The organism is Paenarthrobacter sp. YAF11_1 (assembly GCF_052113445.1).
Lineage (GTDB): Bacteria > Actinomycetota > Actinomycetes > Actinomycetales > Micrococcaceae > Arthrobacter.
In genome coordinates this window covers 104901-124209 of sequence record NZ_JBFRDF010000014.1, presented here as the reverse complement: position 1 = coordinate 124209, position 19309 = coordinate 104901, and the positions used below count along the sequence as shown (strand labels likewise).

The 19309-nt window shown below is 63.0% G+C and carries 23 protein-coding genes; 13 read left to right on the top strand and 10 right to left on the bottom strand.

All coding sequences use genetic code 11. From position 1 onward, the window contains the following. Positions 1-17: 17 nt before the first annotated feature. Both AB4Y77_RS19065 and AB4Y77_RS19060 read left to right on the top strand, forming a co-directional pair. Entirely contained in the window at positions 18-377 is a 360-nt protein-coding gene (locus tag AB4Y77_RS19065) for an iron chaperone (protein WP_442015011.1), read from the top strand. Then, on the top strand, positions 377-1135 hold the full coding sequence (locus tag AB4Y77_RS19060; RefSeq protein WP_442015010.1) for a class I SAM-dependent methyltransferase: 759 nt from the start codon (positions 377-379) through the stop codon (positions 1133-1135). Before AB4Y77_RS19065 ends, AB4Y77_RS19060 begins: the two co-directional genes overlap by 1 nt. A 28-nt stretch (positions 1136-1163) precedes the next feature. On the opposite strand, the gene AB4Y77_RS19055 is transcribed toward AB4Y77_RS19060, so the two are convergent. Beyond that, positions 1164-1373, bottom strand: coding sequence for a hypothetical protein (locus tag AB4Y77_RS19055; RefSeq protein ID WP_442015009.1), 210 nt, complete (start codon positions 1371-1373; stop codon positions 1164-1166). A 191-nt stretch (positions 1374-1564) separates the two neighbouring features. Here AB4Y77_RS19055 and AB4Y77_RS19050 point away from each other — a divergent pair, with 191 nt between their 5' ends. After that, positions 1565-2464 (top strand): diacylglycerol/lipid kinase family protein, encoded by a 900-nt coding sequence (locus AB4Y77_RS19050; protein ID WP_442015040.1) that lies wholly within the window; start codon positions 1565-1567, stop codon positions 2462-2464. Positions 2465-2471: 7 nt separating this feature from the next. Here the strand turns inward: AB4Y77_RS19050 and AB4Y77_RS19045 are convergent, their stop codons facing one another. Beyond that, positions 2472-3365, bottom strand: a complete 894-nt coding sequence (locus AB4Y77_RS19045; protein ID WP_442015008.1) for a hypothetical protein — start codon at positions 3363-3365, stop codon at positions 2472-2474. A 188-nt stretch (positions 3366-3553) separates the two neighbouring features. Between AB4Y77_RS19045 and AB4Y77_RS19040 the strand changes: the two genes are divergently transcribed. Then, a complete protein-coding gene (locus tag AB4Y77_RS19040; RefSeq protein ID WP_442015007.1) occupies positions 3554-3847 on the top strand; it encodes a DUF4287 domain-containing protein in 294 nt (97 codons plus the stop codon). Between the two features lie 85 nt (positions 3848-3932). Beyond that, a complete protein-coding gene (locus AB4Y77_RS19035) occupies positions 3933-4382 on the top strand; it encodes an SRPBCC family protein (RefSeq protein ID WP_442015006.1) in 450 nt (149 codons plus the stop codon). Here AB4Y77_RS19035 and AB4Y77_RS19030 read toward each other — a convergent pair. The 5 genes from AB4Y77_RS19030 to AB4Y77_RS19010 are packed head-to-tail and all read right to left on the bottom strand — an operon-like array spanning position 4379 to position 10052. Next, positions 4379-5350: a glycerate kinase family protein gene (locus AB4Y77_RS19030; protein ID WP_442015005.1), complete on the bottom strand. Its 972-nt coding sequence runs from the start codon at positions 5348-5350 to the stop codon at positions 4379-4381. The genes AB4Y77_RS19035 and AB4Y77_RS19030 overlap by 4 nt on opposite strands. Beyond that, entirely contained in the window at positions 5347-6336 is a 990-nt protein-coding gene (locus AB4Y77_RS19025; RefSeq protein WP_442015004.1) for a 2-hydroxyacid dehydrogenase, read from the bottom strand. Before AB4Y77_RS19025 ends, AB4Y77_RS19030 begins: the two co-directional genes overlap by 4 nt. Before the next feature lie 2 nt (positions 6337-6338). Then, the gene (locus AB4Y77_RS19020; protein WP_442015003.1) at positions 6339-7319 is read right to left on the bottom strand and encodes a hydroxymethylglutaryl-CoA lyase; all 981 of its coding nucleotides are present in this window, start codon (positions 7317-7319) and stop codon (positions 6339-6341) included. Continuing rightward, the gene (locus AB4Y77_RS19015) at positions 7316-8566 is read right to left on the bottom strand and encodes a CaiB/BaiF CoA transferase family protein (protein WP_442015002.1); all 1251 of its coding nucleotides are present in this window, start codon (positions 8564-8566) and stop codon (positions 7316-7318) included. Before AB4Y77_RS19015 ends, AB4Y77_RS19020 begins: the two co-directional genes overlap by 4 nt. Before the next feature lie 43 nt (positions 8567-8609). Continuing rightward, positions 8610-10052: a GntP family permease gene (locus tag AB4Y77_RS19010; RefSeq protein WP_442015001.1), complete on the bottom strand. Its 1443-nt coding sequence runs from the start codon at positions 10050-10052 to the stop codon at positions 8610-8612. Between the two features lie 136 nt (positions 10053-10188). On the opposite strand from AB4Y77_RS19010, the gene AB4Y77_RS19005 reads away from it, so the two are divergent. The 4 genes from AB4Y77_RS19005 (at position 10189) to AB4Y77_RS18990 (ending at position 13576) form a co-directional block, all read left to right on the top strand. After that, entirely contained in the window at positions 10189-10701 is a 513-nt protein-coding gene (locus tag AB4Y77_RS19005; protein ID WP_442015000.1) for a GNAT family N-acetyltransferase, read from the top strand. 63 nt (positions 10702-10764) lie between these two features. Beyond that, positions 10765-11841, top strand: a complete 1077-nt coding sequence (locus AB4Y77_RS19000; RefSeq protein WP_311212461.1) for an alpha/beta hydrolase — start codon at positions 10765-10767, stop codon at positions 11839-11841. A gap of 57 nt (positions 11842-11898) precedes the next feature. Further along, positions 11899-12858 carry an alpha/beta hydrolase gene (locus tag AB4Y77_RS18995; protein ID WP_442014999.1) on the top strand — a complete coding sequence of 320 codons (960 nt, stop codon included), beginning with the start codon at positions 11899-11901 and terminating at the stop codon, positions 12856-12858. Between the two features lie 91 nt (positions 12859-12949). Continuing rightward, a complete protein-coding gene (locus AB4Y77_RS18990; RefSeq protein ID WP_442015039.1) occupies positions 12950-13576 on the top strand; it encodes an FMN reductase in 627 nt (208 codons plus the stop codon). Here the strand turns inward: AB4Y77_RS18990 and AB4Y77_RS18985 are convergent. Beyond that, positions 13562-14041 (bottom strand): MepB family protein, encoded by a 480-nt coding sequence (locus AB4Y77_RS18985; protein ID WP_442014998.1) that lies wholly within the window; start codon positions 14039-14041, stop codon positions 13562-13564. The genes AB4Y77_RS18990 and AB4Y77_RS18985 overlap by 15 nt on opposite strands. A 103-nt stretch (positions 14042-14144) precedes the next feature. Here AB4Y77_RS18985 and AB4Y77_RS18980 point away from each other — a divergent pair, with 103 nt between their 5' ends. Continuing rightward, positions 14145-14501 carry a zf-TFIIB domain-containing protein gene (locus AB4Y77_RS18980; protein WP_442014997.1) on the top strand — a complete coding sequence of 119 codons (357 nt, stop codon included), beginning with the start codon at positions 14145-14147 and terminating at the stop codon, positions 14499-14501. 6 nt (positions 14502-14507) lie between these two features. On the opposite strand, the gene AB4Y77_RS18975 is transcribed toward AB4Y77_RS18980, so the two are convergent. Both AB4Y77_RS18975 and AB4Y77_RS18970 read right to left on the bottom strand, forming a co-directional pair. Then, complete coding sequence (locus AB4Y77_RS18975) at positions 14508-15083, bottom strand: hypothetical protein (protein WP_311212457.1); 576 nt, start codon at positions 15081-15083, stop codon at positions 14508-14510. A gap of 7 nt (positions 15084-15090) precedes the next feature. Continuing rightward, a complete protein-coding gene (locus AB4Y77_RS18970) occupies positions 15091-15564 on the bottom strand; it encodes a hypothetical protein (protein WP_442015038.1) in 474 nt (157 codons plus the stop codon). 596 nt (positions 15565-16160) lie between these two features. Here AB4Y77_RS18970 and dnaB point away from each other — a divergent pair. From dnaB to AB4Y77_RS18955, 3 genes are all read left to right on the top strand, one after another. Then, positions 16161-17549 carry a replicative DNA helicase gene (gene dnaB / locus AB4Y77_RS18965; protein WP_089597011.1) on the top strand — a complete coding sequence of 463 codons (1389 nt, stop codon included), beginning with the start codon at positions 16161-16163 and terminating at the stop codon, positions 17547-17549. A gap of 92 nt (positions 17550-17641) precedes the next feature. Next, positions 17642-18370: a hypothetical protein gene (locus AB4Y77_RS18960; protein ID WP_442014996.1), complete on the top strand. Its 729-nt coding sequence runs from the start codon at positions 17642-17644 to the stop codon at positions 18368-18370. A 186-nt stretch (positions 18371-18556) separates the two neighbouring features. Further along, positions 18557-19294: a VOC family protein gene (locus tag AB4Y77_RS18955; protein WP_442014995.1), complete on the top strand. Its 738-nt coding sequence runs from the start codon at positions 18557-18559 to the stop codon at positions 19292-19294. Positions 19295-19309: the final 15 nt, after the last annotated feature.

Below are 19309 nucleotides of genomic sequence, written 5' to 3'. Positions count from 1 at the left end.
CGTGAGGGAGAATGACGATGGCTGAGAAACACCCCACGGTGGACGCCTACATCGCAGCGCAGCCTGAGGCCACCGGGCTGATCCTCCAGGAGATCCGTAGAAGCATTCACGCAGCAGTCCCCAATGCCGGCGAGATGATCAGTTATGACATTCCCACCATCACCATCGATGGACACTATGTGGTGTATTTTGCTGCTTGGGCGCACCACATTTCGGTGTATCCAGTACCCCGTGGAGGCGAAGCCTTGAACAACGAGTTGGAGCCCTATCTGTCCGGGAAGGGAACCTTGAAGTTTCCGCTGGCCAAGCCGGTCCCTTACGAGCTGATTGCCAGGGTTGCCGCCCAGCTCGCGGCGGAGAGAAGACGGGAACACTGATGCGTGATTTTGCGACCCTGGTGGCGGAGGCCGAGGAAGCCGACGTGAACGGCTGGGGATTCGGATGGCTGGACGGGCGGGCCAGCGAAGAGCGGCCGCCGTGGGGATTCGCGGGGCTGCTGGCGGATCGCCTTGCCACTGTCCGGAGCGCTCTTGACTTGGACACAGGCGGCGGCGAGGTGCTCTCCGAAGCCGCCCAGTTTCCCGAATTGATGGCTGCCACCGAGGGTTGGCCGCCCAACGCCCAACAGGCCCGTGGGTTACTGGGGCCGCGTGGGGTGGACATCGTGGAAACAACAGCCGGCTCCGGCCTGCCATTCCCTGACGGCTCCTTCGAGCTCGTGACCGCACGCCACCCGGTCAGCCCCGATTGGGAAGAAATTCACCGCGTCCTGGTCCCCGGCGGCCACTATTTCGCCCAACATGTGGGACCGGCGTCGGCCTTTGAACTGATTGAGCATTTCCTGGGGCCTTTACCGGAACAGCGGAAGGGCCGTGACCCCCACTCTGAGTCAGCCGCCGCGGAAGCGGCAGGCCTCACTGTCACCGACCTCCGAACGGCCAGGTGCCGCATGGAGTTCTTTGATGTGGGCGCGGTGGTGTGGATTTTGCGGAAATGCGTGTGGTGGGTCCCCGGCTTTTCGGCAGAGAAGTACATGGACAAGCTCAGGGAGTTGGACCACCGGATGAGGGCGGGCCACCCGTTTGTTGCCCATTCAACGCGGCACCTGATCGAGGCCCGTAAAGAGCCTAAGTAGCAGGCCGGTGCAGCCCGGCCCGCTGCACTTACAGCAGCGCCCGGGCCTCAAGGTCTTCCATGGCCCAGGTGAGGATCTTAAGGTCGAAAGGATCGCGCTCTTGGATGCCGAAGAGGTAGGCGTCAAAATCCCAGGGCCCGGCGTTCCCACCATTGGCCCAATACCAGGCCCAAAGATCGTCCAGGGTGACCTCATGCTCCATGACCAGCGCCCGGGCCGTCTGGCGTGAGTCTTCCATGATTTCCCCACTGCTGACACAGCACCAAACCGCATCAGGCTCATTGGCGTGGATCCTGCTTCTTAACGTGCATTTTCATGCTTTCACGTTCAGGGCCTATCCGAAACCCCAGCAGCTTTACGAATACTATGGGAACTTCCGAGGAAAACTACCGCCTGAAAAGGGACCTCGCAATGAATCAGGAGCACACTGTGGATTCTGCACGGACCTTTGAGTCAATTGTCATCATCTTCAACCCCAACAGCACCGGGGATGCGCCTGAGCTGGCGCAGCAGTTGCATGACCGGCTGAAGGAACTCCTCACCTACCAGCCCGAGATCACCCTCCAGCCCACCGAGCACGCCGGCCACGCCGTCGATCTGGCGCGGGAAGCGGCCGGCAAGGGCGGTGACGTCCTGGTAGTTTCCGTCAGCGGCGATGGCGGCTACAACGAGGTGGTCAACGGTGTGATGCAGGCTKGGAACCCCAACGCCGTCTGTGCAGTCAGGGCTGCCGGCAATGCCAACGACCACAGCAGGATCATGGCCACCAAGCCTTTGGAGGAGGCCATCGCGGAGGGCCACGTGCACAACATCGATCTCCTCCGCATCCACACGGGCCAAAAAGAGAATGAGCCCCTCGAATATGCGCATTCCTACATCGGATTCGGCTTGACCCCTGTGGTGGCCACTGAATTGGAAAAAGGCAGCAAGGGGGCGCTGACGGAAATGGTCACCGTGATCCAGACCTTTTCCAAGTTTGAGCCCTTCGCCGTGCGATTGGAGGACGGGAAACGCCACAGGTTCGACAGCCTCGTCTTCGCCAATATCAATGAAATGGCCAAGTACGCCACGCTCAGTGAAGCAGCAAGCCACCCGTCGGACGGCAAATTCGAAGTCATTATCTTCCCCCACATGCCTAAATGGCGGGTCCTGCTGACTGCGCTGAAGGCCACCACACAGGGCCTGGGCGACCAGCCGAGCGTGAGCCGATACGAATTCACCACGCTCAAGCCACTTCCCTACCAGATGGACGGTGAGGTGAAGAGCGTCGAAGCCAACGTCAAAGTCACTGTGGAATGCGCCCCCGGCGCCTTGGCTACGCTCGGTTAGTCCGCGCCTAGCCTGTAGGGGCGCAGGCGGCGGTGACGAAGTCGTAGATCCGGCCGCGCAGTTCATTCGACGCCGCGATCTTCACCAACCCCTGCCGTTCTCCCACGGTGATCCTCAGCGGCAGGAGCGTCCCTACTTTGTCCTCGGCCACGGCATGTGGGTCACAGCGCGCGGGTCTGATGTGCAAGGCCAGATCTCGTGTGGCGTCACCGGGGGCGATGGTCACGTTCCGAGGCCAAGGATCAGCGGGCGTCTCCGCCAGAAGAGTGGTTCCGTCGATCGACTCAATGGTGAGGCGCTTCGCCGTTCCACCCGGCGTGGCCGGCGTGACGACAAGGCGCACGACGGCGGTGCGGCCGTCCGCTGCTACCTCAAGTGCGGGGTCCAGGTCCATGGTGGCGACGGCGGCGGCTGCGGCTGCGAGGCACAGCTCGCCTGCGTTTCGGGTCAGGACGCCGTAGGGATCGGTCGCGGCGGCGTTTTCCTCCACGGGGTCTTTGTCCGGTGCGGCGTAGGTGATCCTGGCGTTGAGTTCCGGTGGCGAGTCTCCTGATGCTTCGCAGGCTGCCGCGGGCAAAGCAGCAGGAAGGCTTTTAGGTTGACGGGGCGGCAGCTCCAGGCCGCCTTCTGACGGTTCCCAGGAAATGTCATCGTCAAAAAGCGTGGATCGCAGCCGCGCTCCCGTCACCGTCAGGGGAGCGTCCGTGGTGTTGGTGAGCTGCAGCAGGATGGCCTGCTTGCCGTATTGGTCCCGGGACTGGTTGACCTCAACGGTGATGGGGCCTGAGCCAGTGGTGGAGGGCTGCTGGCTGGAATCCCCGGAGTCACACGCGGCTGCAAGCGGCAGGGCCACTCCAATGGCCATCCCCACCACAAGAGAACGCCACGTCTGGTCCGCCATGCGATCAGTGTAGGGCGCACGTCAATAACAGTCTGCGGTATCAGCTACTGCGTGAGCCCCTGGTGTTTGGAAAGCGCCAGGCAAGATCTCAGCCTGTATTGGGCATTAGCTGGTGCGTTCAGGCCGATAGGATGTCCGCACGTACTAAAGAATTCCGTCCGTTGACGCAACGACGAAAGGCGACACTGATGTCGTTCCAGGCTTACCTCGATGCCATTGAAGACAAGACTGGCCTCACTCCGAGGCAATTGGTTGAAATTGCGGAAACCAAGGGCTTCAACGAACCCTCGGTCAAGGCAGGAACCATTCTTGAATGGCTCAAAGCGGACTATGAACTTGGCCGCGGCCATGGAATGGCGCTGGTGCACGTCATCAGGAAGGGCCCGCAGATCGACAGCAAGCATGTGGGTTCGGACGGCACCCACCGGGATGAGTCGGACACGCTTTGGCTGGACGGCAAGGCCAGCAAGCCACAGCCGTGACGGGCGGCGGCCTATGGCGGGCATTCACTAAGCATGCTTAGCTTAAGGTCATCGCCACGGCCGTCCGTTTCAGAAAGGGATCCGCATGTCCACAGTGACCCAGGTATTCGACGCTCCCGCGGCTCACGTGTGGAAAGTGATCGCTGACGGGTGGCTCTACTCTGGCTGGGTTGTGGGTGCCTCGAGGATCCGCGCCGTAGACGATCAGTGGCCGCAGGTGGGCTCCACGTTGCACCATTCTGTAGGATCCTGGCCCTTCCTCATCGACGACAGCACCCGCGTGACCAGCATGGAATCCGGCCGAAAGTTGGAACTCCTGGCTAAAGGCTGGCCACTGGGCGAAGCCAAGATCCGGATCACACTGGAAGACCTGGGCGGTTCCGAGAGCCGGGTTTCCATCGCCGAAGATGCCGTCCGCGGCCCGGGGAAAGTGATTCCCAAGGCCCTGCGGGACCCAGTGATTGCTGTCCGAAACCGAGAGACCCTGAAGCGTTTGGAACTTATGGCCAAGGGCGGAGCGGGCAGACTGAGCTAGAGCGCCGCGATTGCCCTGCCGGCAGCCCGCATGGCTCCGACATCGGTGGCTACTAATATGCGTGCAAAGTTGTCGGCGTAGCTGCCCAGGTCCTCGTGAACCGAGCCCACCACAGCCACCACGGGGATGGCCCGGCCTGAGCGTTGCACCCGCTTCAGGATGGCCGAGATGATCTTTCCCTCGCCAGTCTGGGAATCCAAACGCCCCTCACCCACCACAACGGCTTCAGCGGTAGCCAGCAGGGAATCGAAGCCGGCCGCATTCAGCACGGCTTCGGCCCCGGATACCAGTTCGGCGTCAAAATGCGCCCACAGCCCACCCGACAGCCCGCCTGCCGCGCCGGTGCGGGGGACTCCGGAAGGATCGCGCGGCAGCGAAGACGCCAGGCGCTCCAAGCGTTCCTCCAGCAGGGCAACCGTTGCTGGATCAGCACCTTTCTGGGGCCCGAACACCCGCGGGGCATCCAGGAACGATGTGGTGACGTCGGACAGCACTGTGATCCAGGCATCGCCAAGACCCCCATTTTCGGCGATGGCCCGGACAGCGCCGGCACCCCCGTCAGTGGTCGCCGAACCGCCCGCGGCCACCAGGATGTTATTGGCACCAAGATTCACCGCCGCTGCGATCAGGAGCCCGGTGCCATAGGTACTGGCCGACATCGCGTCCTGCGGACTTGAACGGACAGCGGACAGCCCACTCGCCTGCGCAACCTCGACGACGGCGGTCCCGTCCGGTGCCAGGCCCAGGACCGCCCGCAGCGGCTCACCCCAGGAATCGACGACGTCGACACTCACCGGAGAGGCGCGAAGGCTGCGGCAGAGCGCATCAAAAGTTCCCTCCCCACCGTCGGCGACGGGAAGCTGCGTAGCCGAGCCGCCGCCGTCGTGAATTCCTGCTGCGATGGCAGCCGCCACCTCGGCAGCCGTGTAGGTGCCCTTGAAACTGTCAGGGGCGACGAGGATGGTCATGCCCGGATGAGCGGGTTGACGGGGTGGAGCGGCAGGCGGCCGTCAGCCATGGCAATCGCGTTAAGGGCGCTGAGCCTGGCCATTTCCGCGCGGACTGGGACTGTAGCGCTGCCAACGTGGGGGAGGAGGACCGTGTTGGGCAACTCGGCGAGGCCGGGCGCGAGCCGCGGTTCATCCTCGAAAACGTCCAGGCCAGCACCGCTGATCGTGCCGTTGCGCAGCGCATGAACCAGCGCGGCCTCGTCCACCACCGGACCGCGGGCCGTGTTGATGAGGATGGCTTCGGGCTTCATCCGTTGCAAGACGGACGCATCCACCAGGTGCCGGGTCTGATCGTTGAGAGGGACGTGCAGTGATAGGAAATCGCTGCGCTCCACGAGTGAATCCCACGGTACCTGCCGGACCTTGCCGGCGAACTCTCCCAGCTCTTCATCACTGACAGGGCGGTCACCTGGCGGACGCGGAGCAAAGAGCACCTCCATGCCGAAGCCCAGCGCGCGCCGAGCCACAGCCCGGGCGATCCTGCCGAAACCGGCCAATCCCAGGACGGCGCCGGAAACATCGCGGCCCAGCATGAACTCCGGCTCCCACCCAAGGAACTTTCCTTCGCGGACTACCCGGTCTGCTTCCACCACGCGACGGGCGGTACCGAGCACGAGCAGCATGGCAATGTCCGCGGTGGCATCTGTCAGGACGCCGGGCGTATTGCCCACCAGGATGCCGTGCCGGGTAGCGGCGTCGATGTCGATGTTGTTGTAGCCCACCGCGTAGTTGGAGACGCCTTTCAGGCGGGCTGCCGCCAGCAGCGGTTCATCGATGATGTCGCGCAGTTGGGTGAGCACTACGTCGTAATCGCCTGAAGCGCACAGCGCGGAGAGCGCATCGTAGTCAGGCGGCTCGGGCAGGACGGTGACCCGGCCGGCGTCGGACAGCAGTTGAAGACCAGGTTCCGGGATGGCCGTGGTGACCAGGAAATGATGACCCATGCTTAGTTGCCTCCAGCGGAGGCCGGCTGCACAACGGAAGGCATGACCCAGTCAAAAGCCGCAGCCTTGGACCGCGCACCCTGAGCTGCCTTGGAACGGTTCGGCTCACCCAGTTCCGCCAACAACTTCTCTGAAAGGGCCACAAGCTCGCCGAACACGTCCGGAGTCAGCCACTCAGGACGTGTCGCAAAGAGTATGTCCTCGCTGGAGGTGTTGCCGCTGGCGCCGGGTGCGAACGGGCAGCCGCCCAGACCACCCAGGGCGCCGTCCACCATGGCGGCTCCGGCCTGGATAGCGGCGAGTGTGTTTGCTACACCCAAGCCCCAGGTATCGTGGCCGTGATAGACGATCCTGCGTGCAGGGGACTCGTCCCGAACCCGGGTGATGAGCCGGGCGACCTGCGCTGGAACGGCCTGCCCCAGGGTGTCGCAGATGACGATGTCCGTGGTGCCCTCAGCCCGGGGGTCGTTGGCGATGGAAAGGATCCGCTCCTCGGGAACGTAGCCCTCAAAGGGGCAGGTGAAGGACGTGGCGATGCACAGCTGGATGCGGCCATTCACTGCGCGGGTGTACTCGACAGCTTCGGGCAAAGCGGCCAGGCTCTCATCAGTGGTCCGACCGATATTGGCCTTGTTGTGCGAATCGGAGGCGGACAAGCAGTACTGGAAGTTCCGTGCTCCGGCGGCCGATGCTTTGGCGACGTGACCGGGAGTGGCAACCCAGATCCAGCATTTTTCCAGTTCCTCGGGGGTGAGGGCTTGCACCACTTCAAGTGTGTTGGCCATGGTGGGGACAAGGTCCGCGCGGGCCATGGAGCCCAGCTCGATCGCCGGAACTCCGAGTCGGAGCAGTTCGCGCACCGTCTCGATCTTCTGCTCTGCGGGCAGGAGTTTGCCGGTGAGCTGGAGCCCGTCGCGCAGCGTGACGTCCCGCAGTATGACGTTGCCCAGCGTAGTGGCCAAGGGGCTTTCGAAGCGGTTCATGGTCGGAGGGCCTCCTCGCGGCCGGAAGCCGCATTGATCTGTGCGGCGTCCATGTTCAGGAGCCCGCCAAGGATTTCTTGCGTATTTTCGCCCAGGTCCGGTCCGAGGTTACGGATGGGCAGGGACTGGTCCCCGATCACCGGAACAATGCCCGGGAAGCCCACGCCTGGGAGGATTTCCTCGCCGGTGGAAACGTCGAACTTCTGGATCATGTTGCGGGCGGCATACTGGCTGTCCGTGCTGATGTCGGCGGCGGTATAGATGGGTCCGGCCGGAACCCCTGCGGCCTCGAGGGCGGCCAGCGCCTCAGTACCTGAAAGCGTCGCTGCCCACTCACCGATCGCCTGATCCAGCTCCTCACGTTGGGCCCAGCGCCCGGCATTCGTTTGCAGCGAAGGGTCCTCAGCGAGGTCGGGGCGCCCGATGGTCTGCATGTACCGCTGGTAAATGGAATCGCCGTTGCCTGCCACCACGATGCTCGCGCCGTCCTTGCACACGTATGCGTTGGAGGGAGCGATGCCCTCCATCCGGCCGCCCACGCGCTGCCGGTCCACGCCGTACGCCTGGTAATCCGGAATCAGCGATTCCATCATGGAGAACATGGCTTCGTTCAGCGCAACGTCGATGATGCGCTCGGTGAGCGGGACAGCGCCAGCCGAGTCCCGGCGTCGTGCTTCACGCTGGTACAGGCTCATCATGGAGCCGAAGGCGGCGTACAGGCCCGCGATCGAGTCACCTATGGAGACGCCAACCCGGACGGGCGCGCGATCCGGGTCACCCACCAGGTTGCGGAACCCGCCGTACGCTTCGGCGACGGCGGCGAAGCCGGGCCGCTCGGACAGCGGGCCCGTCTGCCCGAACGCCGAGATGCGGGTGACGATGAGGTCCGGGTTCGCCTGGTTGAGGACCTCGGGGCCAAGGCCCCACTTTTCCAGGGTGCCGGGCCGGAAGTTCTCCAGGAGGATGTCGCACTTGGCCACCAGCTCCAGTACTGCTTGCTTGCCGGCCTCCGTGCGGAGATCCAGGACCACGGACTTCTTGTTGCGGTTCAGCGTGCGGTACAGCATGGACGTGTTGCCCTTGTGCAGGCGCCAGTTGCGCAGTTCGTCGCCGGTTCCGGGCCGTTCAACCTTGATGACCTCAGCGCCGAAGTCGGCCAGGAGCCTGCCTGCTGTGGGTGCGGCGATGTAGTTGCCGAGTTCCAGGACCCGGACGCCGTCCAGAGGGGCGATTGTTTGGTGTGTCATGGTCTTCTTTCGTGCGTGGTGGGTAGGCGGATGACGGGGCCGGTCAGAACAGCAGGCTCATGGGCAAGATCAGCAGGATCGCCACCACGGAGGCCACGGACACTCCCACCGTGACCGATTTGAGTGCACCCCTCACACTCTGGCCCAAAAGTGACTGCAGGAGCCAGAACGTGTTGCTGGTGACGTGAACCATGAAGAGCGATCCCGCGCCGGCAGCAAGGGCCAGCAGCACAGGATCCAGGCCGATGGCCGGTGCGATGGGTGCCAGCAACCCGGCCGCAGTGATGGCGGACAACGTTACGGACCCGACGGCGATGTGCAGCACAGCGGCGATGGCCCAGACCACCAGCAGCGGGGCCACGGTGCTCGCGGAGAAGAAGCCGCCCAGGATGTCGCCCAAACCGGCTGCGGCGACGGTTGCGGCCAGCGATCCGCCCACGCCGGTAAGGATGAGGATCTGGCCGCTTTCCTTGAACCCCACCGCGATGGCCTCTTCAACCTTCTTCTGTCCGATGGCCGCGCGCGTCACCAAGCAGGTACCGATCAGGCCGATCAGCAGCGCAATCACGGGCTCGCCGAGGAGTTGGAGCCAGGGGAGCTCGATCTCGAAAATCTCCAGGATGGCACCGGCTCCGATGAGGAGCAGGGAGGTCAGCAGGGGTGCGAACAGCAGGATCAGCGGGGCTTCTTTACGTTCACGTTCGACGACGGCGACACTTCCGCCGGACGGTTGGGCGCTGGATGCTGGAGAGCCGGGCGCTTTGTTCGCAGCTGACGGCACGGGTGCCTGGCCGCTGGCAGCGGGCTCTTCGCCCTCGCTGTCTTCCTCGGCCACGAACGTGTGGTCCTCGTCCTTGGCTTCATTCCAGAATCCTCGGCGGAACAGCAAGGTCATGATGGCGATCGAGATGATGATGGTGGGGATGACCAGAAGCAGGCCGAAGAGCAGCATCTTCCCGAGCGGCACGTTAAGGAGGCCGGCTAGGGCAAGGGAAGCGACGCCGGGAACGGTGAAGACAATGCCGCATTCAAGGGCGATGGCCATGGCGGTAGCCATCCGAGCCGTGCCGAGCTTTCCGATCTTCGGGGCGAGCTTCCGGGCCAGTGGAGCGGAGATGACCAGCAGTACGTCGAGGAAGATCGATTGAAGGACCGTGCCGATGGCCAAACCCATGGTGTAGGGGAGGCGCTTGGGGCCGAAGGTTTTGAGCAGGTTCTCTACGAGGCGCCGGATCGCGCCGCTCTGATTCAGTATGGAGCCCATCAGGACGCCGAACGCGATGAGTAAGCCGACGTCCACCATGATCTCGCCGAAGCCACCCGTGATGGTTTTGACGGTCTCTTCGACGCCGAGGCCCACCGCCAAGCCAAGGTATACGGAGGCGAGGATCAGGGAAATCACCGGGTTGACCCGGAAGCGGACGATCAACAGGACAGCGGCCAGAACCGCGACAGCTGTGTTGATCAGAACAGCAATGTCTGACATGGGAAATCCGATCGTTGGGCCTTCCACTTTGAAGGCTGAATCTGATGCGCGCAGCGTGAGCCGGACCACATCACTCATCCCATATTATGAGTTTCAACTCATAATGCAAGCCTTTTCTGCAAATTAGACTGAACGGATGTCCTTCACCATCCGGTCAGCCCATCCCGTCGATGTGGCGGGCATTGTCGCTGCGGACATGTCAGCTGGGCGGACTTCAAACGCTGACGCTGAGCGATTCGCGGCGAACATCAGCGCCGCGGTCGCGGACCCCGCCCGTCTCGTCCTGGTGGCCGAAGCGCATGATGACGCGAACGCGGAAGGAGGCTCCGGCGTCGTGGGTTGGGCCAAAACGCATCACTGGGACTATGCGGACGGCCCGGCGCTGGCTGGGCACTACCTGGGTGGCGTCACCGTGCGGCCTGAATTCCAGCGCAGGGGCCTTGCGGCCCAGCTGACTGCGGCCCGTCTCTACTGGATATGGGATCGGGCAGAGTTCGCTTGGTATGTGGTCAACGCGCGCAACGAGGCATCGCTGGCGTTGCACCGAAGATGGGGCTTCAGGGAGGTCGCGCGGGGCGCCTGCTTTCACACCGTTTCGTTCGACGGCGGCGAAGGAGTGTTGCTGTCAGCGGCACGGCCGCAGGGCTGACGGCGGTAAACGCCGTGGCGGCCTTAGCATGGTCCACAGGTGCACCGACCGGGGGAGTGTGTGATGGGACCGTTGGAATCGATCCAAAGAAGCGCGGATAAGAGCCAATCAGCAGGCGCGGGCCCCGGTTCGCGGCCCCCGAGACCACGTTCCTCAAGGCTGAAGAAGCTGGATGTTGCGATTCTCCTGGTCCTGATCGTCCTTCTCGCACTGTCCGCTACCCCGTGGCCGTCCGCGATGTTGATCCGCAGTGTTTTTGAGCGTGGGGCGCAGGCGACCATCGACGAGATGACCCCCTACGTGCCGGATACGCCTCTGCAAACCCAGGCCGGCGTGGTGTACAAGCCCGGGTCCACCTTCGATGTTTTCAGCCCTGAGGGGACCACCGCGCCGCTGCCAACAGTGGTGTGGATTCATGGCGGTGCCTGGATTTCCGGAGCGCAGCGCGACGTGAATCCGTATCTCCAGATCATCGCCGCCGAGGGTTACACCACCATCGGCATGAGCTATCCGATCGCCCCCGAGGCCACCTATCCCACCGCCGTGCGTGACATCAACGAGGCCCTCGCCTACATCAAGGCCCATGCAGCCGAGCTGAACGTGGACACCAGCCGCATTGTGCTGGCCGGTGACTCTGCCGGGGCCCAGCTTGCGAGCCAGATGACCACGCTCACCGTAAACCCTGAGTACGCCAATCTGATGGGGATTCAACCCGCCCTTCAGAAGTCGGAGTTGGCCGCCACCATCCTGCATTGCGGTGTGTACGATCTTCGGGCCATGGCTGACCTTAGCGGCATCGTCGCCTGGGGATTCAAGACCTCCCTTTGGGCTTATACGGGCACCAAGGACTGGTCCGCCACCTACGCCGGGGCCACCATGTCCACCATCGACTTTGTCACCGACGACTTCCCGCCGACGTTCATCAGCGGTGGCAACGGTGATGGGCTCACGTGGCTCCAGTCCGTGCCCTACAGCAACCGCCTCAAGGATGCCGGCGTTCCGGTGACCGAGCTGTTCTGGCCCGCCACCCATGAGCCGGAACTGCCGCACGAGTACCAGTTCCACCTGAACTTCGATGAGGCGCGGGAGGCGCGGGACAAGACGTTCACCTTCCTGTCCACGCACGCCCCGCGGCGCTGATCATCCGCTTGTCCGGGAAAGTTCAAAGTATCTCCATGATGGAACTATTATTGGAGTATGACCTCCTCCCCTGAAGCCCCACCCGTCACGCGCAGGCCAGCGCTCTTCTGGGCCTCTGTCCTGTGTGTTGCCATCTTGGTCCTGGTGCCCCTGTGGATGCTGCTCGGGAATCCCGCTGTCCTGCGCGGGCACCCGTTGCTGCCCGCGCTATTGGTGACTGCCGTCGTCGTCGGACTTCTTTGGGCTGTTCTGCTGTGGCGCGGCCGCCGCGCGTCCCGCAAGCGTTCGGCGCTAAGGGCTGCTGGCGCGTGGGCCGGGCGCGTCGCTGTGCTGGCACTGGTGGCCATGCTGGTGTGGCTGAATCCGTTCGCCTACCAGCAGGGCGCCGTAGCGGCCGGGTCATCCTCCAAGGTGTCGGTGGTTGAAGAGCCGACGGCCATTGTCATGACGCCCGACGGTGCGCCCGCCAGCAAAGGGCTCGTTTTCTACCCCGGCGCCCGCGTGGAGGCGCGTGCGTATGCGGATATCCTCAAGCCGGCAGTGGATGCCGGCGTCCTGGTGGTGATCCTCAAGACACCCCTCAATCTCAGCTTATTGGACGGAAACCAGGCCCGCGGCACCATGGCGGCCCATCCGGAGATTTCCTCGTGGGCGGTTGGCGGGCATTCACTGGGCGGCGTCAGCGCAAGCTCGTTCGCCTTGGGCAACCAGGATGTCGACGGCCTGCTGCTGTACGCCTCCTACCCGTTGGATTCCATGCGTGACCGCGCGGGGCTGAAGGTCCTGTCCATCTCGGGCTCGGAGGACGGACTCAGCACGCCGGAAAAGATCAACGCCTCCCGCGAACTGCTGCCTCCTGACGCCACATTTGTGGAGGTCCAGGGCGGTAACCATGCGTTCTTCGGGGACTACGGGCCGCAGCCCGGCGACGGTGAGCCGACCGTGGGTCGCGACGTTGTCCAGGAGCAGATCGCATCCGCCACGGTTGCCTTCCTGACGGGGATCGTCGGGAGCTAAGGCCCGCCGGGAATAGTTCCGGCCACGCGCCTGTTCATTGATTTAGATGCAAACGCATGTAAGCTGAATGAACAAGCAACAGGAGAATGCCATGGAAACCCGCCGCATCACCGTCCTTTCCGCCGGACTCGGTGTCCCGTCATCGAGCCGCCTGCTGGCCGATCAGCTGGCCGTTTCCGCCGAGCGACAGTTGCGGGCGGCTGGGTACGACGTGCAGATCGACATCGTTGAACTGCGCGACCTTGCCGTGGATATCGCCAACAATTTCGTCACGGGCTATGCCGCGCCCCGCCTCGCCGAGGTGATTGCCGGCGTCGACCATTCGGACGCCATCATCGCCGTCAGCCCCGTCTTCAGCGCCTCCTACAGCGGCTTGTTCAAGTCGTTCATCGACGTACTGGACCCGAAGTCGCTGGACGGCAAAGCTGTTCTGCTCGGCGCCACAGGCGGCACCGACCGCCACCAGATGGTCCTCGATTACGCCATGCGCCCCCTGTTCACCTACCTGCGCACCAGAATTGCCGCCACAGGGGTTTTCGCGGGGCCGCAGGACTGGGGAAACACCGACGACGGCGGCTCGCCCCTTTCGGCGCGCGTGGACCGCGCTGCGGGTGAACTGGTGCAGTTGCTCAGCGGCCCCCAGCCGAACCGCAAACCAGACGCCCTTGAATCACTGCCGTTCGAACAGCTGTTGGCAGGTATTTCAGCGGGGCGGTAGCCCGCTTTCAGGAGAGTGGAAATACTCGCTCTGCCATGCCTGGGTCTTCCGCGCCTGGGCGTTGGCGGTTGCGGACCACGGAGGATAGACGCGGAACCCGCGCTTCCCGCCCCGGCCACTGATGGAACTGATGCCGTGAGTGACCAAGGCGGACCGGGGAAAGACGAAGTGTCCCGAGTTTTCTGCTTCCCGGACGGAGATCACCAAAGTGTCGGCATCGTTGGCTGTGGGGAGGTCCGCCGGGAACGGTTCCGTACCTCCGGCGGCTGACCGCCGCCACACCGCAACGAAGAGACCCACCTTGGTGGGCGTCACCTTGGCCACCCGGAAGCGGATCAGCGCAGTGCCGCTTGTCGCGGTTGCGGATCCGTACTCCGTGTTGTCCGGCTCGGCAACGGGGAGGGTGCACTTCCTCCCCAGTTGGTTCAATAGCCGGTGCGATTGAAGGACATCGGGATGAACCATCCGATCAGTATGCACGTGGTGCCGGGCGCTTGGTGAATCCCAGCCCTTGGGTGGCCCGAACTTTTTCACCTGCCTGATCGTTGGGGCAACCATGAAGTGTCCTGTGGATTCCATTGACCTGGTGATGAGCGAACGAAGCGGCGTGGAGATTGACTACTGCCCGCAATGCAGGGGAGTGTGGCTGGACCGTGGGGAGCTGGACAAGATCATTGATCGCGTTGCAGCAGAAACCGTCCCTGCCCCCGCCCGGCCGGCGGCTGCGCCGTCCCAGCCGCCCATCGCACCGCCACCCCTCTACAACCCGTTCGAATCCCGTCCGCAACAGCAGCGCTATGACGACAGGGACAGGCGCGACTATGACCGGCGGGATGGCGATCGGCGTGAAGGCTACGATCGCGATGGGTACGGCCGCAAGCGCAAGAAAAAGGAAGGCTTCCTCGGAGACCTGTTCGACTTCTAAGTCTTCCTAGTCGTCCAACAGCTCAATAAACTCGCGGGCCTGTTTGATGGTGATGTCTGAGTGGCGCGTCAAGGCGATGGCGGCGCCCTCAACATCGCCGCTTTTGGCGAGCGTCCGGATTCGACCGTAGATCTCATCGTTGAGCATATTGCTGCTCACTTCACGCGTCACCTCGCCTTTACTGACGATCGCCCGGTAACGGTACGGAAAACGTTCGGGCTCGTCATCATCCTCCGCCAGCAGGTCCTTGGCAGGCGTCTCCGGCGTGAAAGGCTGAGGGTGGGCCGCCAAGGCGCCCACCGCATCACGCGAGGCGCGCAGGCCCTCGCCAGTGGCCTGCAGGTAGAGCTTGATCGCTGCCATGCCCTGCCCCCGGGCGATCAGGGAGTAGAGCTGGCGGTGCTGCTCCTGGTTGAGCTTGGCGGCAGATTTCCTGGCCAGCTCCACGGGATCCTTCGGGGCATTCGCGGCTGCGACGCCCGCTTTGGTCTCAGCAGAGCGCTTGGAGAAGGAGCGCATCAGCAGTAGCACGCCCGCAATGACCGCAACGAGGATCAGGAGCGGGATGAGGATGGAATCCATGGCGTTGTCAGAGCCGATCTACGTAGTTCTTGGCGGTAAGCAGGTCCGAGTGGGTGGCTTGGCGCAGAACCTTGATGGCCTCGATCTTCTTCCCGCTGCGGACCAGGTTTTGCAGCTCGAGCGCAAGCTGCGGGTTCAGTTGGCCATTGGGAAGGACGGCGGGCTGGTGTCCGGTCTGGCCGGCAGCGTGTGACCTGGCTGCCTGGGCCTGAATAGCGGACCTCGTGTTCTCCGCCTGTTCCCGGTGGCTGGCCTCATTCTGGCTCGGCTTGGTAGTGGCTTCGATCCGGGCGCGCAGCGCCAGCGCCTCCTGTACTTGGGACGCTTGGTGCGCAGCCGAACGGGCCGCCAGTTCACGTTGATACCTCTCCGCGTCGGAGACTCCGGTATCCCGCGGTTTGAAGGCCGCCGTGAGTGCCCACAACAAGCCCACGAGGACAAGAAGCGGAAGGGCAATCGTCAACACGTCACCAAAGTTCATCCCCATACTTAGAGCTTATGCCAGAACTTGGTTATCCACAGCACATTCCACTTCCGGCATAGGCTTCTGAGATGGTGGTGTCAAATTAGGGCCCCACTTGTAAGATGCATCACATTTGCGGCATGTTTGGGGTGCTTTTCAACCCTCATAGGCCTCGACGCGGCGGGGCGTCTGTGGATGAAATTGCCGCAAATCTTTCTTTAGTCCACAGCTTGTGAGCGACGTTTCCGCAGGTCAGAGGCTAGTTTCCCCGAAAAGAATTTCTCTATCCACAGGGTAACGCACAGTCTGTGCACAACGTGGGGCTTGTATTCCACAGGTTATCCACAGGGGGTGCCAGGCGTCTGCTGTAACGTGTCTGGAGTGTCCATTTCGGACGCGAATATCCCCTGTTGAGATTCCCGGACGCTGCCTGAATGACCATCGGCAGCGGGCCTTGGCGGATCGACTGTGGATAACTTGTGGATACGGGATGCTATTTTGTCGGCCCTGCCTGACATCGTCAGAGACACCGGGCGGACTTCGTCACCACACACTGCGCTTTACGGGCCGCCTGGGAGTAAATCTCTGAAGCGGTACACAAATGGAGGACGGCTTTGTCAGTTACGCACTTGGACTCAATCGAGGGCACACGCGCTTCGGACTCGAGCCGGAAACCTCCCCAGGACATCCCTGCTGAACAGTCGGTGCTTGGCGGCATGATGTTGTCCAAGGACGCGATCGCGGATGTCGTCGAGATCGTCCGTGGGCATGACTTCTACCGTCCGGCCCACGAAACCATTTATGAGTCCATCATTGACCTCTATGGTCGTGGTGAACCGGCCGACGCTGTCACCGTCTCGGATGAACTGACCAAGCGTGGTGAGATCAACAGGATCGGTGGCCCCGCCTACCTCCACGAGCTCATCCAGACCGTGCCGACGGCTGCAAACGCCGGCTACTACGCCGAAATTGTTGCCGAGCGAGCGGTCCTTCGCCGCCTCGTTAATGCGGGCACCAAGATCGTCCAGATGGGCTACGGCCAGGACGGCGAAGTGGAGGACCTGGTCAACCAGGCCCAGGCCGAGGTCTACGCGGTAGCGGAAAAGCGCACTGCGGAGGACTACGTGGCGTTGAAAGACGTCATGGAATCCACCGTGGACGAGATCGAAGCTTCCGGCCACCGCGGCGAGGGCATGACCGGTGTTCCCACCGGCTTCTACGAGCTGGACGAGCTGACGCATGGACTCCACCCCGGCCAGATGATCGTCATCGCGGCGCGTCCTGCCGTGGGTAAGTCCACGTTCGCGCTGGACTTCGCCCGTTCGGCCGCCATCAAGAACAACCTGGCTACGGTCATGTTCTCCTTGGAAATGGGCCGGAACGAGATCGCCATGCGTCTTCTCTCCGCAGAGGCCACTATTGGTCTGCAAGACCTCCGCAAGGGCACCATCAAGGACGAGCAATGGTCCAAGATTGCCACCACCATGGGTCGCATGAACGATGCTCCGCTGTTCATCGATGACAGCCCCAACATGTCCCTTATGGAGATCCGGGCCAAGTGCCGCCGCCTGAAGCAGCAGCACGACCTCAAACTGGTGATCCTCGACTACCTCCAGCTCATGAGTTCCGGCAAAAAGGTGGAATCCCGCCAGCAGGAAGTTTCCGAGTTCTCGCGTGCGCTCAAGCTGCTCGCCAAGGAGCTCCAGGTTCCCGTCATCGCCCTGTCACAGCTGAACCGTGGTTCCGAGCAGCGCCAGGATAAGCGCCCCATGGTGTCCGACCTCCGTGAATCCGGCTCCATCGAGCAGGACGCCGACATGGTTATCCTGTTGCACCGCGAGGATGTGTATGACAAAGAGTCGCCCCGCGCCGGAGAAGCGGACATCCTCATTGCCAAGCACCGTAACGGTCCCACCAAGGACATCGTGGTTGCGTTCCAAGGCCACTACTCACGTTTCGCCAATATGGCAGGCGACGCAGGCGCTGGCGGCGGCGGCTTCTAGCCCCCACGGCTTGGTCCATGCGGTCAAGCCGGGACAGTAGTGTTGGTGACGTCCGTGTCCGCGGGCGAATCACTGACTTATTGGGGAAACACATGAAGAAAAATTCGTTGCTCGGATTCGGGGCATCGGCACTGGTCCTTCTGGCGCTCACGGCATGCGGTGGTTCCACCACGGCATCACAGGCATCAGCGTCGGCCCCTGCCAGCGAGACTGCCACGCCGACGCCGACGCCCGCGAAGCAGTACACCAACGAAGAGCTCGTCGGTTTGGTCGGGCAGGTCAAGGAAGCCGATGGCACCAGCCGGGCGGTAGTTTCCGGACAGGAACTGGTAGCCCAGTATGAAGCGGTCCGGGTGCTGACGAAGGCAACCATCGAACCTGCCGATTGCGCGAACCTGGGCACCCTCGGTACGTACCAGTCCATCGACGGCTCTACGTCTGCAGGCACCACCAGGTCCAAAACCGGCGACTTCATCACCAGCCTGGCGCTGACCTCCGGCGTTGACGCAGGGCTGCTCCAGGCGAGCTTGGACAAGAGTGAGTCGCAGATCGAGGCGTGCAAGAAGGTGACGCTTTCCGCGGAGGGGGACACCATGACGCTTACTACCGAAAAGATCAGTGGCGTCGGCAACGTGCCCGGGACGGTGGCGCTGAAAACCCTGATGGTCATGCCGGATGGGAAGGCTGGAGCCATATACAGCGCCCACGCCATCAAGGACGGCGTCCTGATTTTCGCCACGGCGTCCAGCAATGATGCCGCATCCGGCGGGCCGGAAGCAGCCGGCGCACTCATGGACCAGGCGGCCGCGCTGATCAAGTAGTTCTTGCAGTTCCACGGCCGCGCAGGTAGGTTTCTTGCCGCCTGCGCGGCCTTTTGCGTGCTTCTATCGAGTCGGGATACTGCGGCGTGATCACGGTGTGTCGGCTGCCATGAACGTCGGGCCACGCCTTGGTCAGGGACGTTACCGGCCGCGAAATTTCCTTGGCTCGGTATAGGGTTGTGCGGCATGGCACTGCGACTGGTTCAAGTGAACTTCAAGGCCCGGGATGACTCTGCTCTCGGGAAGTTTTGGGCTGAAGCTCTGGGTTGGGGTATTTCCAGTGAGGGACCCGGTGTGACCAACGTTGAACCCGTGGGTTTCACGTGGCCGGACCCTTCAGCTGTCTGCGTCGACGTTGTGACAGTTCCGGACCCGGAGACGGTGACATACCGGGTGCATCTCGATCTCGCTACCAGCTCTGCCGCCCATCAGGTGGAGCTTGTTGCGCGGCTCAAGGAGCTGGGGGCGACTCCGGCCGATATAGGGCAGGGAGAGGTGCCATGGACTGTGTTGGCAGATCCCGAGGGCAACCTGTTCTGCGTCTTGGAACCCCGACCGATTTACCAGGACACGGGACCCATTGCCACTGTGGTGGTCAATTGCGCAGATCCGCGGGCCATGGCCACCTTCTGGAGCCGTGCGATGGACTGGACCCTCCACGAGGTGACGGATGAACACGCGAGGCTGCGTTCGTCCGCGGGGGTCGGGCCATATCTGGAGTTGCTCCGCACGTCGGACCCCGACTCACTGCAGAACCGTATCCACCTCGACCTGATGCCCTACTCCGGTGACGACCAAGCGGCAGAAGTGGACCGGCTGCACACGCTGGGTGCCGTTGACGCCGACATCGGCCAAGGAGATGTGTCGTGGCGGTGCCTCACCGACCCTGAGGGCAACGAGTTCTGCGTGCTGCGGCCAGGATGACGAACCGGCGAGGTG